The sequence below is a fragment of the Acidovorax sp. DW039 genome, from assembly GCF_037101375.1.
GTDB lineage: Bacteria > Pseudomonadota > Gammaproteobacteria > Burkholderiales > Burkholderiaceae_C > Acidovorax.
This window is the reverse complement of record NZ_AP029019.1, coordinates 2,279,651-2,293,822: the sequence shown is the minus strand read 5'-3', so window position 1 is coordinate 2,293,822 and position 14,172 is coordinate 2,279,651. Positions and strand designations below refer to the sequence as shown.

Below are 14,172 nucleotides of genomic sequence, written 5' to 3'. Positions count from 1 at the left end.
TCTCCTTGATTTTGTTGTGGGACGCGCCGCCCGTCGCTGTGTGCGGCGCGTAGCTCTGTCTTGCGCTCAGGCAGTCGCCTTCTTCATCACATACCCGATGCGCGGGAAATGCAGATGCACGGTGCCAGCGCGCGGGTCGGTGCGGCGCAGGGTGTAGCGCGTGCGGGTGGCTGCCAGCAGCTCGCCCTCGGTCACCTCGGTGCCAAAGCTCTCTGCCGCAATCTGCACCGTGCTGCCCAGCGCAATGCCGTGCTCGTCCTGGAACACATCGCCCACCAGGGGCAAGGGCTCCGCCCCGGCGGCCACGGTGATCGCATCGGCCGCGCTGAACTTCTCCATGCGGCCCTGGCCCAGGGCTTCCATGCGGTCCATCCACTCCAGCACGGCGGGGGTGGCGTCAAAAATGCTGTCCATCAACGGCACCACACGGCGCGTAAACCACAGCGGGTGGTAGGCCGCAAAGTCGGCCACGCAGGGGTCTGTGCCAAACAAAAAGTCGTGCTCTTCCACCATGTGGGCAATGCGCCGCAGGTAAGAGCGGTAGGCCGCCGTAGCGTCCTGCGGGCGCTGGCGCACCATGCCTGCGCTCATGGCCTTGCGGTCTTCTGCAAAGGCCTGCGCAGCCGCCGGTGGCAGGCTGGCAAACAGCATCTCGGCCCCCTGGGGCTGCAGGTTGTAGGCCATTGCGGCCCAGAACAGGGTGCTGTCAGCCCACTGCGCAAAAACGCGGGACACGCCCTTGAGGTGCGGCGGATACAGCACGGGCTCGGGCTGCGTGTGCTCCAGCACATCGCAGATGAGTGCGGTGTCGCAGTAAATGTCAGCCCCCACCTGCAGCACAGGGGTCTTGCGGTAGCCGCCCGTCAGCGCCACCAGATCGGGCTTGGGGCTGATGCTGGGGATGATGACGGACTTCCACGCCAGCTGCTTGAACCCGAGCACCGACCGGATCTTTTGCGCAAAGGGCGACGAGGGATAGTGGTGAAGGATCAGGGCGGTCATGGCGGGCTCTCCTGTACAGCGTTGGCTACCGGGCTACTGAATGCATGGAGGTGGGCTGAGACGGCGGCGTCCACAGCATCTCGATGTGGGGAATATCATCTTCCAGATATTCGTCCGACACGGCAACGAAACCCAGACTGCCGTAAAAGCGCTGCAGGTGGGCCTGCGCACTGATGCGCACAGCCCTGCCCGGCCATACCGCCTGGCAGCGTGCCAGCCCCTCGGTCACCAGCGCGCGGCCTGTGCCATTGCCCCGGGCTTCCTTGGCGGTGACCACGCGGCCAATCGAGGGCTCCGGGTAGTTCACGCCAGGGTCTACCACGCGCAGGCAGGCCTGCAATGCACCCGCATCGTCATAGCCAAGCAGATGCCAGGAATGCTTGTCGGCTCCGTCCGGATCCTGATAAGGCCCCTGCTCCAGGATGAACACCTTGCAGCGCAAGGCCAGGGCATCGTGCAATGCGTGCACGCCCAGATCGTCGAAGCGGGCCCACTGCCAACGCAAAGCGGGCGCGCTGGGCATACCGGCCGTGCTGGGTGGCGATGTCTCTGCTGTAGCCATCAGATCAGCTTGACCAGTTGCTTGCCAAAGTTCTTGCCCTTGAGCAGGCCCAGGAAAGCCTCGGGCGCGGCGGCAATGCCTTGGGCAATGGTTTCGCGGGGGCGCAGCTTGCCGGTGCCCACCAGCGTGCCCAGTTCCTTCAGTGCCTCAGGCCAGACTTCCATGTGCTCGCTGACGATGAAGCCCTCGACCTTCATGCGGTTGATGAGCATGAGCGCCGGATTGGCCATGGGCAGCGGTGCGCCGTCATAGCCCGCGATCATGCCGCACAGGGCGATGCGGCTGAAGGCGTTCATGCGCAGCATGACAGCGTCCATGATCCAGCCGCCCACGTTCTCGAAGTAGCCGTCGATGCCATTGGGGCATACCTCTTTCAGCGCCTTGGACATGGCTTTCACGTCGCCATGCACCTTGTAGTCAACGCAGGCATCAAAGCCCAGTTCTTCAGTGGCATAGCGGCACTTCTCCACGCCCCCGGCAATGCCCACCACGCGACAGCCACGGGCCTTGGCCAAGGCGGCAAACGCGCTGCCCACGGCACCCGTGGCAGCGCTCACCACCACGGTGTCGCCCTCCTTGGGTGCAATGATCTTGACCAGGCCGTACCAGGCCGTCACGCCGGGCATGCCCACGGTGCCCAGGTAGTGCGACAGCGGCACATGGGTGGTGTCCACCTTGCGCAGCGCACCGGGCTGGTCGGCGTTGACCACGCTGTACTCTTGCCAGCCCCCCATGCCCACCACTTTGTCGCCCACGGCGTACTTGGGGTTCTGGCTCTCCACCACTTCGCCCACCGTGCCGCCAATCATCACATCGCCCAGGGGCTGCGATGCAGCGTAGCTCTTGCTCTCGTTCATGCGCCCGCGCATGTAGGGGTCCAGGCTCAGGTAATGGTGGCGCACCAGCACCTGGCCGGGTTGCAGCGCGGGGGTGTCTGTGGCCACCAGTTTGAAATTGCTGGCAACGGCCTCGCCCTGGGGGCGGTTGTCCAAAACGATCTGCTGGTTGCGTGGCATGGAATGGCTCCTCTATCGCTATGAAAAACATAGCTGCCTGCGCTTATATTTATTGCGCTGGCAGCCAATGGGGTTTGAACATCAATCCGTGGAGATCACTTTGAGGCCGTTGACGTTGCGCCCATCCACCGGCAAACGCTTGACGTACTTGAACGTGCCCGTGGCATGGCTGCACACGCGCCCCTGGGCGTCGTACACCGTGCCCTCGGTGAATGCCATGGTGGACGTACGGTGAAGAATGCGCCCCTTGGCCACCAGCGGGCCCACGGCAGGCTGCATGAAGCTGGTTTTCATCTCTATGGTGACGACACCCATCTCGGGCGTTTCGCTGCGCGCCGCCGTGGCCATGGTCACATCAAGCAGCGTCATGGATGCCCCCCCGTGGGTGACCGCAAACGAGTTCAGATGCTCAGGCTTGGCCTCGTAATGCAACTCTGACTCACCACCCTCCATGCGGTGCAACGTAAAGCCCAAGAGGCTGACAAAGGGGATTTCAACGCCAAAACTGATCAAGGTTCATTCCTTTGGATTTGGAAACTGTGGGTTGCGACTGGCAGGGCCGAGGCCAGTAAACGCCGCGCAAGGGCCGCCCCGCCGCGCTGGCGGTGTCCCCCTTCCCGCGCGCAGCGCGAGAGAAGGGGGAAGGCGCAAAGCGCCTCAGGGGGTTGTACTCTACCTAACCGCCAGTCACCACACTCACCCCACCATCCACCGCCAGCCACTGGCCCGTGATGTGCTTGCCCGCATCAGACGCATACAGGGCGCACAGGCCCTTCAGGTCCTCATCGTCTCCCAGGCGGCCCAGCGGGGCACCGGCCTTGAGGTTCTCTTCGCCCAGGGCCTTGAGGGTGCCGACCGTCATCTTGCTCGGGAAGAACCCGGGGCAGATCGCGTTCACGCGGATGTTGTACTTGCCCCATTCCGCCGCCAGGGCACGCGTGAAGTTGATGACCGCGCCCTTGGACGTGTTGTACGCAATGGTGTTCATGCCGCTGGGGTTGCCCCCCAGCCCGGCAATGGACGCCACATTGATGATGCTGCCCTTCTTGCGGGCAATCATGCTCTGCTTGGCAATGTGCTGGCTCAGGATGAAATAGCCACGCACGTTCAGGTTCATCACCTTGTCCCATGCATCCACAGGATGGTCTTCCGCAGGGGCACCCCAGGCTGCGCCCGCGTTGTTGACAAGGATGTCCACATGGCCGCCCAGGCGGCGGATGGCTTCGTCTGCAAGGTTGCGAATCTCGGCCTCGTTCGCGCAGTCCGCGGCAATCCATTGCGCATCGATACCCGCGGCCTTCAGCTCGGCGGCAGCTTCCTCCAGGTCAGACGCCTTGCGCGAGCTGATCAGCACCTTGGCCCCTGCCTCGCCCAGCGCATGGGCCAGTTGCAGCCCCAGGCCCCGCGAGCCGCCGGTGACCAGCGCGGTCTTGCCGGTCAGGTCAAACAATTGCTGAATGGTGCGTGGTGTCATGAACGATGTCTCCTGATATGGAATGAGGGTGAGTGAGGGTGAGGCGCTGGAGGGCGCGAAATTCACTGCGGTTTCGACCCCGGTGAACAGCAGCACTCAGATAGCGCAAGGCATTGTGCGAGGCGCGAGGGGCGCGTGCTGTCACCTGAGTGCTAAGGCCCCTCCACCCGCATGCGGGCCCGCACAAAAATGAGCAAGACACCCACCGCCGCCAGGCCGCCGCCCACCACTTGCAACACCACGCCCAGCGGCCCCTGCGTGCGTGCGGTGGCAATGCCCAGCACCAGGGTCAGCAGCCCGCCGTAGATCAGCACCCAGATCAGCTTGTGCAGACGCTGCACTGCGCGTTGCGAAGCCATGCTCAAAACGCCTCTTCAGGCAGGTCTGCGCAGGTCATGTCGCGCGTGCTGACCACGCCCAGCCAAGCGCTGATCTTGGGCAGCTCGTAGCGGAAGAAGAACTGCATGGCCCCCATGCGCCCCTGGCTGGCAGGCAGGCCCATTGGCGCATCGGCGGCCAGGGTAGCCAGGGCCAGGTCCAGCCACACCCAGGCCAGCACGGTGTGCCCAAAAGCCTGCATGTAGGGCACGGCATTGGCCAGTGCCTGCGTGGGCTCGCCCGTAGCCCAGGCCGCCTTGGTGGCCGCGCCCACCTGCTGCAACGCGCCAGCCAGTGCGTTGGCCTGCACCGCCAGTTGGGGCACTTGCAGGGCACGCTGCACCGTGTCGTTGATGCGCCCGGCCAGCAGTTGCAGGCCACGCCCGCCCTCCATCAGCACCTTGCGGCCCAGCAGGTCCATGGCCTGGATGCCGTGCGTGCCCTCGTGGATCATGTTCAGGCGGTTGTCGCGCCAGTACTGCTCCACCGGAAAATCGCGCGTATAGCCGTAGCCACCGTGAATCTGAATCGCCAGGCTGTTGGCCTCCAGGCACCACTCGCTGGGCCAGCTCTTGGCAATGGGCGTGAGCACTTCCAGCAGCAGCCGGGCCTCGTCGGCAGACTCGGGCGTGCCCGTGTGCTGTTCGTCCACCAGCAACGCGCAGTACAGGTTCAGGGCCAGGGCGCCCTCTCCGTAGGCTTTTTGCGCCAGCAGCATGCGTTTAATGTCGGCATGCTCGATCAGGCGCACCTGGGGGGCGCTGGCGTCCTTGCCGCCTTTTCCCACGGGTCGGCCTTGCGGACGGTTCTTGGCATAGTCCAGGCTGGCGTAATAGCCCGCCAGGCCCAGCATGGAGGCCGCCATGCCAATGCCGATGCGGGCCTCATTCATCATGTGGAACATGCACCGCAAACCATCGCCGGGCTTGCCGACGAGATAACCCACCGCGCCAGCGCCACCGCGCACGGGGTACGTCGCCTCGCCAAAGTTCAGCAGCGTGTTGGTGGTGCCGCGCCAGCCCAGCTTGTGGTTCAGCCCGGCCAGGGCCACGTCGTTGCGTTCGCCCGTGAGCTGGCCCTCGGTGTTGACCAGCTTCTTGGGCACGATGAACAGTGAGATGCCCTTGACCCCCGGCACCAGCTTGCCGTCCGGCCCCGGAATCTTGGCCAGCACCAGGTGCACGATGTTCTCCGTCAGCTCATGGTCGCCCGAGCTGATCCACATCTTGTTGCCCTTGAGGCGGTAGCGCGGCCCCAGCGGGTCGCTTTCAAAATCGGCCCCATCCGGCACGGCACGCGTGGCCACGTCCGACAGCGACGAGCCCGCCTGCGGCTCAGAAAGGCACATGGTGCCCGACCAGCGGCCGTTGAATTCATTGAGCGCAAACACCTGTTTTTGCAGATCGGTGCCATGCACCATGAGCAGGTTGGCATTGCCCGAGGTGAGCAAGTTGGAGCCGATGCTGATGGATGCCGCCGCAAAAAAGCTGTTGGCCGCCGCCTCTACGGTGTAGGGCAACTGCATGCCGCCAATGTCGTAATCCTGCGCGGCGCTGAGCAGGCCCGATTCGGCGTACGCGCGGCGCGCTTCGTAGGTGGCCTGGGGCAGCACCACGCTCAGCGTGCCATCGGGCTGCGTTTCGGTGCGCGGCTCCTCCACATCCACCAGGCGATTGAAGGGCGCGTACTTCTCGCGCGCAATGCGCTCCGAGGTGTCCAGCACCGCGTCAAAAGTTTCGCGGGAGTGGTCGGCAAAGCGTTCGCGCGCTTGCAGCTTCTCGGCATCGAGCCACTGGTACAGCAGAAAGTCAACGGTGGGGCGCAGGCTCATGGCGTTTAGATCAAAAGGCCTCTAGCGCTTATCCATCAAGCGCAAGCAGCTATAAAAACAGGAGTATCGAAATAAGAAACCCCGCTACAGCATCACTCAGCTCGGTGGCACTGCATGCGGGGTTGTTCGGGTAGCGAAACCGCAGCGGGATCAGAACACTTCAAAAATGCCCGCAGCGCCCATGCCGCCGCCAATGCACATGGTCACGCACACGCGCTTGGCACCGCGGCGCTTGCCTTCGATGAGCGCATGGCCTGTGAGGCGCTGGCCCGACACACCGTAGGGGTGACCCAGGGCGATAGCACCGCCGTTCACGTTCAGGCGGTCGGCAGGGATGCCGAGCTTGTCGCGGCAGTACAGCACCTGCACGGCAAAGGCTTCGTTCAGCTCCCACAGGTCGATGTCCTCCACCTTGAGGCCCAGCTTCTTGAGCACCTTGGGCACCGCGAACACGGGGCCAATGCCCATCTCGTCAGGCTCGCAGCCTGCCACCGCAAAGCCCAGGAAGCGGCCCAGGGGCTTGAGGCCCTTGGCACTGGCGTACTGTTCGCTGGTCACTACGCAGGCACCGGCACCGTCTGAGAACTGGCTGGCGTTGCCCGCAGAGATCAACCCACCGGGCAGCGCGGGGCGGATGCCGCTGATGCCTTCCTTGGTGGTGCCTTCGCGGGTGCCTTCGTCCTTGCTGACGGTGACTTGCTTGGTGATCAGGCCCAGGGTCTTGTCGGCAATCCCGGCGGTGACGGTGATGGGGGCAATTTCCGCATCAAACAGGCCAGCAGCCTGGGCTGCGCAGGCCTTTTGCTGGCTGGCAGCGCCATATTCGTCCATGGCGTCGCGGCCGATGTTGTAGCGCTTGGCCACCTGCTCGGCGGTCTGCAGCATGCTCCAGTAGATTTCGGGCTTCTGCTTGGCCAGGGCCAAGTCCTGGATCATGTGCAGGTTCATCTCCTGCTGCACGCAGGAGATGCTTTCCACACCACCGGCCACGTACACATCGCCCTCGCCTGCAATGATGCGCTGCGCGGCTGTAGCAATGGTCTGCAGGCCCGACGAGCAGAAGCGGTTGATGGTCATGCCCGATGCGGTGATGGGCAAGCCAGCTTTGAGCGCAATCTGGCGGGCAATGTTGCTGCCCGTCGCGCCTTCAGGTGTGGCACAGCCCATGATGACGTCGTCTACATCTGCGCCGTCAATGCCTGCGCGCTGCACAGCGTGCTGCACCGCATGGCCGCCCAGGGTCGCGCCGTGGGTCATGTTGAACGAGCCCTTCCAGCTTTTGGCAAGCGGCGTGCGGGCGGTGGAAACAATCACTGCGGATGTCATGTGAATTCCTTGGTTCGGTAGATCGTGGCGCGGATTACTGGAAGGCCTTGCCTTCAGCGGCGAGCTTGGCCAGCAGGGGCGCTGGCTTCCAGGCATTGGCGTCGTCCATGGGGTTTTGCGCGAAGCGGTTCATGGCTTGCACCACGTTGAACAGGCCCACTTCGCTGGCGTAGTGCATGGGGCCGCCACGGTGGATGGGGAAGCCATAGCCGGTGAGGTACACCATGTCGATGTCACCCGACTTGCTGGCAATGCCCTCTTCCAGAATCTTGGCACCTTCGTTGACCAGCGCGAACACCAGGCGCTGCACGATCTCTTCGTCCGAAATCTTGCGGGCTGCAACGCCCAGGCTCTTGCGGTGGTCTTCAATCATCTTGTTCACCACATCGCTCGGAATGGCGTCACGCTTGCCTGCCTGGTAGTCGTACCAGCCTGCACCGGTCTTCTGACCAAAGCGGCCCATCTCGCACAGCAGGTCAGCGGTCTTGCTGTACTTCATGTCGGGCTTTTCGGTGTAGCGGCGCTTGCGGATGGCCCAGCCAATGTCATTGCCCGCCAGGTCGCCCATACGGAACGGGCCCATGGCAAAGCCAAACTTTTCGATGGCCTTGTCCACCTGCTGGGGCGTGCAGCCTTCGTCCAGCAAGAAGCCCGCTTGCTGGCTGTAGCGCTCGATCATGCGGTTGCCGATGAAGCCGTCGCACACGCCAGAAACCACTGCCGTCTTCTTGATCTTCTTGGCCACGGCCATCACGGTGGCCAGCACGTCCTTGGCTGTCTCTTTGCCGCGCACCACCTCCAGCAGCTTCATCACGTTGGCGGGGCTGAAGAAATGCATGCCCACCACGTCCTGCGGGCGCTTCGTGAACGAGGCGATCTTGTCCACATCCAGCGTGGAGGTGTTGGAGGCCAGGATGGCACCGGGCTTGGCCACAGCATCGAGCTGCTTGAACACGGCTTCCTTCACGCCCATCTCTTCAAACACGGCCTCGATGATGAGGTCTGCGTCCTTGAGGTCGTCGTAGCTCAGGGTGGTGCTCAGCAGTGCCATGCGCTGCGCGTACTTGTCTTCCTTGAGCTTGCCCTTCTTGACCTGGGCTTCGTAGTTCTTCTGAATGGTGCCGATGCCGCGGTCCAGCGCCTCCTGCTTCATCTCCAGAATCTTGACGGGAATGCCAGCGTTCAGGAAGTTCATGGCAATGCCGCCGCCCATGGTGCCTGCGCCGATCACGGCCACAGACTGAATGTCGCGCTTGGGTGTGTCCGAAGGCACGTCCGGAATCTTGCTGGCCGCACGCTCGGCCATGAACAGGTGACGCAGCGCACGCGACTCGGGCGTCCACATCAAGTTGATGAAGATTTCGCGCTCCAGCAGCATGCCGTCGGCAAACTTCTTCTTGGTGGCGGCTTCCACCGCATCCACGCACTTGGCAGGCGCAGGGAAATTCTTGGCCATGCCTTTGACCATGTTGCGCGCGAACTGGAAGTACGCATCGCCTTCAGGGTGCTTGCAAGGCAGATTGCGCACCAGGGGCAGCGGACGCGCATCCGCAACACTCTGAGCAAAGGCCAGGGCTTCTTCGGCCAGCGACTCTGGCGATGCCGCCATCTTGTCGAACAGCTTCTGGCCGGGCACGGCGCCAATCATCTCGCTCTTGACGGGCTCACCGCTCACGATGAGGTTGAGCGCGGCTTCCACGCCGATCACGCGGGGCAGGCGCTGCGTACCGCCAGCACCGGGGATGAGGCCCAGCTTGACCTCAGGCAGCGCAATGGAGCAGCCAGGGGCTGCAATACGGTAGTGGCAACCCAGGGCCAGCTCCAGCCCGCCCCCCATGGCCACGGTGTGCACCGCAGCCACCACGGGCTTGGCCGAGTTTTCCACGGCCAGAATCACGGACAGCAGATTGGGTTCCTGCAAGGACTTGTCGGTACCAAACTCTTTGATGTCTGCACCGCCGGAGAACGCACCGCCCGCCCCCGTGATGACGATGGCCTTCACGGCCGCATCGGCATTGGCCCGCTGCAAGCCGTCCACAATGCCTTGCCGGGTGGCAAGACCAAGCCCGTTGACGGGCGGGTTCGACATGGTGATCACGGCAACGGGGCCGTGGACTTTGTATTCAGCGGTCATGCTGTTGTCCCTTGCAAAGTAAAAAAGAACGGTCGTGCGATTTTTATTGTAGTGGCTCACAATGACTTTGCCAGTGACAGTGCGTATCTGTTTGTCCCGCTCGGGACAAGACAAGGGGATTCCCTGCGGCCCCTGTGGATCTGCTCAAAGAAAACGGCCACAAAAAAGCCCCCGGGCGGGGGCTTGGTGAACGAGGCGAGCCGCGACAGTTCGCAGTGAAACCTCAGTGAAAGGCGGCCTCCAGCGCCTGCAAGCCTACCTTGGGGTCCAGCAGGCCGTTGTAGATGGCGGGAATCTCCCGGTCGATACCCAGCAGCTGGTAAGTCGCCAGCATGGCGCAGCGCACCGAATACTCCACGGTGAACACCACGTCTTGTTCCATCTCCACAAACTGGCCGAGGAAGGCAAAGTTCTGAGCGCCATCCGGCAGCACCTTGGGCCGATCGCCAGGAGCCCGGCAGGCAAACAAGGCAGAGGCGTAGGGCATCATCACGGTGGTGATGTCGGTGGTGGCCAGCACATGGTCCAGCAGGTCATCAAAGCCCATCTGCAGGATCAGCTCCGTCAGGATTTCGCGGCCCGTGGCCTGCGCCATGGGCTTGCGCACGTAATCCCCCAGGTTGTCCACCTGGAAGCCGTAGCCCCACAGGGTGTAGGTGCCTTCGGCCATGCCATAGAAATGAGGCTGGTATGGCACCACCACCGAGAGATGCCATCCCGATTCGTACCACGTCATCAGCGCCCCGGTGCCGGGCTTGTTGCCCGAGTATTCGGTGATGCGCTGAAGCAAACGGTCGTCGCGCATGGTCAGGGTGAACGACTCCCACTTGTGCTCGTCCACATTGCCGCAAAACGCCGCGGGGCGACCAAAATCCGGGGCCTTCTGCGCAATGCTCTCCCACAAGGCCCAGCCATGGTCCTGCCGGTCGCGCACCAGCGCGGGCACGTCGTCGTTGCCACCATAGCGCGCATCAGAGGTGATGGAGCCCAGGGTGAAAAACGCAATGTCGTCAGCCCCCAGCGGCAAGGTCGAATCGGTGATGGAGCCACCCTGCTGCGCCTGAACCCGCAACGATGTCGCACGGCGGCTGCCATCAAGCAGCGTTTCAAAAGCGGCGTCCACCACGCGGTGCCCAAAGCGCACATCCACGCCCTGCTGCATCAGCCAGCGCTGCAACGGCATCACCATGGAGTCGTACTGGTTGTATTTGGTGCGCCGCACCCCGGCCAGGGTGTGGATGCGCGGAAACTCCTGCACAAACCGCAGGAAGTAGCGGCGCAATTCAATGGCGCTGTGCCACTTCTGGAATGCAAAGGTCGTCCGCCACATGCGCCAGAAGTGGGTCTGGAAGAACGCTTCGTCAAAGAACTCTTCGATGCGTCGGCTGCCAATGTGTTCTTCGCTCAAGGCCAGCAGGCGCAGCATCTGCACCCGGTGCCCCATGCTGAAGCCCAGCTTCGCAGCATCCGCAATCCGGTGCTGCCCATCGATCAGGCGTGCCTGGGCATGGGTGTGCACCTTGGCGTTGAACTGTCTGCACTCTTCGCGCACCGACACCGTGGGGTCTTCCAGCGAAGGAATGCTCTCAAACAAGTCCCACAGGCACAGGTAGGTCTCATCGGTCAGCATGCGCCCGCCACGGGTCACCCAGGTCTGCGGGGCTGGAGCATTGGGCGCGGCCCCACCGTCCATGGAGCCACCGGGGATGGCGGTCTCTTCCAGGATGTGGATATGACTGGCCGGTACCCCGCCGTCGCGGATGGCGAAGGCAGCCACAGACATGCCTGCGATGCCACCGCCCACGATCCAGAGGTGGGCGGTCTGGGGGTTGAAGGGTGTGAGATGGGGTGTGCGTGTCTTCATGTCGGCGTGCTCCCTGATGGACTCGTTGGTTGGAGTCGTTGATCCGTATTGCTGACCAGCACCGGTTCACGTTGCGATTGACCATGCGAACCGGCCCCAGCCATCCACGCCAAGCTTCAGAGCCACGCTGCCTGTCCGGCAGCGGGTGAGCCCCCTGGCTGGCGTTGCAAAACGTTATACGCCTCGCCCGTGAAGGCCGTGAGTGCGCTGCCTGCAAAAGAGGCAAGTTCCAGACACAGATCAAATGCCGCGCCAAAAAAAGAGCCCCAGCAGGGTTGCCGGGGCCTCAAGTCACTTTCACTGACAACGTGCTGGGAGACGTCAGCCTGTGGAGGGCATTGCAGAGGCCAACGCGCTTGCGCTGGGCAGGGTGACACAGTTGGCAATGGCTCCAACACTGAACGCTGCCCAATGCCTTTGCACACTACCAGCGCAGACACACTTTGACTGTTGAACCCGGCAGGGTCATCGGCAATCAGGGCCCGGCTTTGCCTGTACCAGTTGCGGCAAAGGCGGTTAGCGAGCCCAATGCTCCAACCGCACCATGCGTCGCAAATCAGCCTGCCGGAGATTGCCCGCAAGTGCATTGCTAGTCTGCTGCACCATCAGGGACTGTCTCGGGTCAGAGGGTGTAGGGAGACAAGATGCAAGACTTGATCCTACTTTCCATCCAGGCGCAGTTCTATCGGCGCGCAGTCCGCACATGCAAGGCGCTGCTCGGCACCCGTGCATCCAACCGCTTAATCAAAGACAACCCGGAATACGGCCTCATCCAGCGACAGATTGAACGCGAGGCTGAGCTTGCACAAAGCCGCTTTTGGGAGAACGACTGATGAAGAACATCACCCTGCTCTATCGCTTGGCCAGTATGCGCAGTGATGCTGGTGCTGGACCCGTCAAGTCCACCAAATGGCCTGCTGGCCTGCTCTGGCGAGCGCGGTGATCTTGCGCGGGCTCAAAAAGAAAAGCCCTCTTGTGAGGGCTTTTTTGTGCCTGCGACCACTGCACTCAAAGGACTAAACGTACGCAAATGAAAATCCAAACATTACAAATCATGGTTTTTACCCAAGGCGATATCCCCAGCGCAACCATATCGGAAGAATCTTCCTTTTTCGCAAACAACAACACTGGCACCATTAAAGCAAAGTAAAGAACTACAAACACAAAAAATATATGACCAACAATATTTTCGAGTTTGGGCACCGCATTGCTCAATACCAAAGCAATCAACAAAAAACTCCCCAGAATGAACAAAAAATTCCAGCGCAGTTTCATTATCATTGCAATGATTTTTATTGATAGGCTCGCGTATATTTTTGGAGTAGGCATCTGCGCAATAGTTAAATATGAAAACAGTCAACTCTAGCCAAAATAATTATAACTACCCATAAACAACATTCCTAATGAGGTCGTAGTTCATTACCTTAACTTGAGAACGACGAACCAAGCATGTGCCGAGTCTGCCAGGGAAGCTCTTCACAAATCTGTTCTGGCTGAGCCATAGCGCTGCCAAACCAAAAACAGCACCTGCTTTCGAGAATTGGTCACCCCCAGCAGGCGCTGCGAAGGCGCTGGGGTAGAGTCTTGTCTTTTGACCCATACGTGTATTTCTCACAAGCCTAATCACGCTCCAGCGCTTATTGAGCAAGCGTAAGCAGCTATCAATTAAATAGCAAATACACTGCGATGACCTGCACCGCATGGCGCAGTCTCAATGCGGCAAGGAAGCGCTGTTTGAGTACGTCCACGACGCCACAAGCCAGCTGCAAAACTCCAAGGTCGTCACCCGCCCGCCTTAACCGCGCCTTCGCCAACGACTCCCGATGGCGAAACACCTCTAACCGCAAACAACGCAGCCCCGCCACTGCGCAAGCAAGGCAGGAACCTGTCTACACCTCCAGCCACTCCTTGCGGATGTAGTTGTCCGCACGCAGGCTGTCTGGCGTGCCCTGAAAGACGATGGAGCCATGCCCCATGACCAGCGCGCGGTCCGAGATGGTCATGGCAATCGTGAGCTTTTGCTCAATCAGCAACACAGAGACCCCCCGGGCCTTGAGCGCCTGGAGGTATTGCCCCACCAGCTCCACGATTTTGGGAGCCAGCCCTTCGGTGGGCTCGTCGATGATGATGAGATCGGGGTCGCCCATCAGGGTGCGGCACAGTGTCAGCATCTGCTGCTCGCCGCCAGACATCACGCCCGCCTCGGTGTGCTGGCGCTCCTTGAGGCGGGGAAACATCTGGTACATGTCGTCAAACGACCAGCGGCTGCCCTTGCCGTTACCCTTTTGCCCCAGCAGCAGGTTCTGGTGCACCGTGAGGTTGGGAAACACGTCGCGGCTTTCGGGCACGTAGCCTAGGCCCAGGTGGGCAATCTCGTAGGCTTTTTTGCCCCGCAGGTCCTGCCCTTTCCACTGCAGGGTGCCTTCCCAGTCCACCAGCCCCATGATGGCCTTGGCGGTGGTGGAGCGGCCTGAGCCGTTGCGGCCCAGCAGGGCCACGATTTCGCCGGGCTGCACATCAAAGCTGACGCCGTGCAGCACATGGCTTTTGCCGTAGTAGGCGTGGAGGTTGTCGATTTTCAGCAT

13 protein-coding genes are annotated in these 14,172 nt (G+C 61.9%); 1 reads left to right on the top strand and 12 read right to left on the bottom strand.

Annotated elements, in window-relative coordinates:
* Nucleotides 1-66 precede the first annotated feature (66 nt).
* The 10 genes from AACH87_RS10175 to AACH87_RS10130 form a co-directional block, all read right to left on the bottom strand.
* Nucleotides 67-1,002, bottom strand: coding sequence for a glutathione S-transferase family protein (locus AACH87_RS10175; protein ID WP_338798697.1), 936 nt, complete (start codon nucleotides 1,000-1,002; stop codon nucleotides 67-69).
* 25 nt (nucleotides 1,003-1,027) lie between these two features.
* Nucleotides 1,028-1,525 carry a GNAT family N-acetyltransferase gene (locus tag AACH87_RS10170; RefSeq protein WP_338798917.1) on the bottom strand — a complete coding sequence of 166 codons (498 nt, stop codon included), beginning with the start codon at nucleotides 1,523-1,525 and terminating at the stop codon, nucleotides 1,028-1,030.
* 38 nt (nucleotides 1,526-1,563) lie between these two features.
* Entirely contained in the window at nucleotides 1,564-2,580 is a 1,017-nt protein-coding gene (locus AACH87_RS10165) for an NADP-dependent oxidoreductase (RefSeq protein ID WP_338798696.1), read from the bottom strand.
* A gap of 81 nt (nucleotides 2,581-2,661) precedes the next feature.
* The gene (locus AACH87_RS10160) at nucleotides 2,662-3,093 is read right to left on the bottom strand and encodes a PaaI family thioesterase (RefSeq protein ID WP_338798695.1); all 432 of its coding nucleotides are present in this window, start codon (nucleotides 3,091-3,093) and stop codon (nucleotides 2,662-2,664) included.
* A 163-nt stretch (nucleotides 3,094-3,256) separates the two neighbouring features.
* Entirely contained in the window at nucleotides 3,257-4,054 is a 798-nt protein-coding gene (locus tag AACH87_RS10155) for an SDR family oxidoreductase (RefSeq protein WP_338798694.1), read from the bottom strand.
* 152 nt (nucleotides 4,055-4,206) lie between these two features.
* Entirely contained in the window at nucleotides 4,207-4,413 is a 207-nt protein-coding gene (locus AACH87_RS10150) for a hypothetical protein (protein ID WP_338798693.1), read from the bottom strand.
* A gap of 2 nt (nucleotides 4,414-4,415) precedes the next feature.
* The gene (locus AACH87_RS10145; protein WP_338798692.1) at nucleotides 4,416-6,263 is read right to left on the bottom strand and encodes an acyl-CoA dehydrogenase; all 1,848 of its coding nucleotides are present in this window, start codon (nucleotides 6,261-6,263) and stop codon (nucleotides 4,416-4,418) included.
* 150 nt (nucleotides 6,264-6,413) lie between these two features.
* Nucleotides 6,414-7,589 carry an acetyl-CoA C-acyltransferase gene (locus AACH87_RS10140; RefSeq protein ID WP_338798691.1) on the bottom strand — a complete coding sequence of 392 codons (1,176 nt, stop codon included), beginning with the start codon at nucleotides 7,587-7,589 and terminating at the stop codon, nucleotides 6,414-6,416.
* Nucleotides 7,590-7,623: 34 nt separating this feature from the next.
* A complete protein-coding gene (locus AACH87_RS10135; protein ID WP_338798690.1) occupies nucleotides 7,624-9,723 on the bottom strand; it encodes a 3-hydroxyacyl-CoA dehydrogenase NAD-binding domain-containing protein in 2,100 nt (699 codons plus the stop codon).
* 223 nt (nucleotides 9,724-9,946) lie between these two features.
* Nucleotides 9,947-11,587 carry an oleate hydratase gene (locus AACH87_RS10130; RefSeq protein ID WP_338798689.1) on the bottom strand — a complete coding sequence of 547 codons (1,641 nt, stop codon included), beginning with the start codon at nucleotides 11,585-11,587 and terminating at the stop codon, nucleotides 9,947-9,949.
* Between the two features lie 644 nt (nucleotides 11,588-12,231).
* Here AACH87_RS10130 and AACH87_RS10125 point away from each other — a divergent pair.
* Nucleotides 12,232-12,420 (top strand): hypothetical protein, encoded by a 189-nt coding sequence (locus AACH87_RS10125; RefSeq protein WP_338798688.1) that lies wholly within the window; start codon nucleotides 12,232-12,234, stop codon nucleotides 12,418-12,420.
* A gap of 175 nt (nucleotides 12,421-12,595) precedes the next feature.
* Here the strand turns inward: AACH87_RS10125 and AACH87_RS10120 are convergent, their stop codons facing one another.
* Both AACH87_RS10120 and AACH87_RS10115 read right to left on the bottom strand, forming a co-directional pair.
* Nucleotides 12,596-12,862, bottom strand: coding sequence for a hypothetical protein (locus tag AACH87_RS10120; protein ID WP_338798687.1), 267 nt, complete (start codon nucleotides 12,860-12,862; stop codon nucleotides 12,596-12,598).
* Between the two features lie 614 nt (nucleotides 12,863-13,476).
* The gene (locus AACH87_RS10115; RefSeq protein WP_338798686.1) at nucleotides 13,477-14,172 is read right to left on the bottom strand and encodes an ABC transporter ATP-binding protein; all 696 of its coding nucleotides are present in this window, start codon (nucleotides 14,170-14,172) and stop codon (nucleotides 13,477-13,479) included.

What these genes read in the sequence shown, in the direction of transcription:
- AACH87_RS10140 (WP_338798691.1), bottom strand. Translation starts at nt 7,589, where the DNA reads ATGACATCCGCAGTGATTGTTTCCACCGCCCGCACGCCGCTTGCCAAA.
- AACH87_RS10155 (WP_338798694.1), bottom strand. Translation starts at nt 4,054, where the DNA reads ATGACACCACGCACCATTCAGCAATTGTTTGACCTGACCGGCAAGACC.
- AACH87_RS10115 (WP_338798686.1), bottom strand. Translation starts at nt 14,172, where the DNA reads ATGCTGAAAATCGACAACCTCCACGCCTACTACGGCAAAAGCCATGTG.
- AACH87_RS10125 (WP_338798688.1), top strand. Translation starts at nt 12,232, where the DNA reads ATGCAAGACTTGATCCTACTTTCCATCCAGGCGCAGTTCTATCGGCGC.
- AACH87_RS10145 (WP_338798692.1), bottom strand. Translation starts at nt 6,263, where the DNA reads ATGAGCCTGCGCCCCACCGTTGACTTTCTGCTGTACCAGTGGCTCGAT.
- AACH87_RS10170 (WP_338798917.1), bottom strand. Translation starts at nt 1,525, where the DNA reads ATGCCCAGCGCGCCCGCTTTGCGTTGGCAGTGGGCCCGCTTCGACGAT.
- AACH87_RS10165 (WP_338798696.1), bottom strand. Translation starts at nt 2,580, where the DNA reads ATGCCACGCAACCAGCAGATCGTTTTGGACAACCGCCCCCAGGGCGAG.
- AACH87_RS10150 (WP_338798693.1), bottom strand. Translation starts at nt 4,413, where the DNA reads ATGGCTTCGCAACGCGCAGTGCAGCGTCTGCACAAGCTGATCTGGGTG.
- AACH87_RS10130 (WP_338798689.1), bottom strand. Translation starts at nt 11,587, where the DNA reads ATGAAGACACGCACACCCCATCTCACACCCTTCAACCCCCAGACCGCC.
- AACH87_RS10175 (WP_338798697.1), bottom strand. Translation starts at nt 1,002, where the DNA reads ATGACCGCCCTGATCCTTCACCACTATCCCTCGTCGCCCTTTGCGCAA.
- AACH87_RS10120 (WP_338798687.1), bottom strand. Translation starts at nt 12,862, where the DNA reads ATGAAACTGCGCTGGAATTTTTTGTTCATTCTGGGGAGTTTTTTGTTG.
- AACH87_RS10135 (WP_338798690.1), bottom strand. Translation starts at nt 9,723, where the DNA reads ATGACCGCTGAATACAAAGTCCACGGCCCCGTTGCCGTGATCACCATG.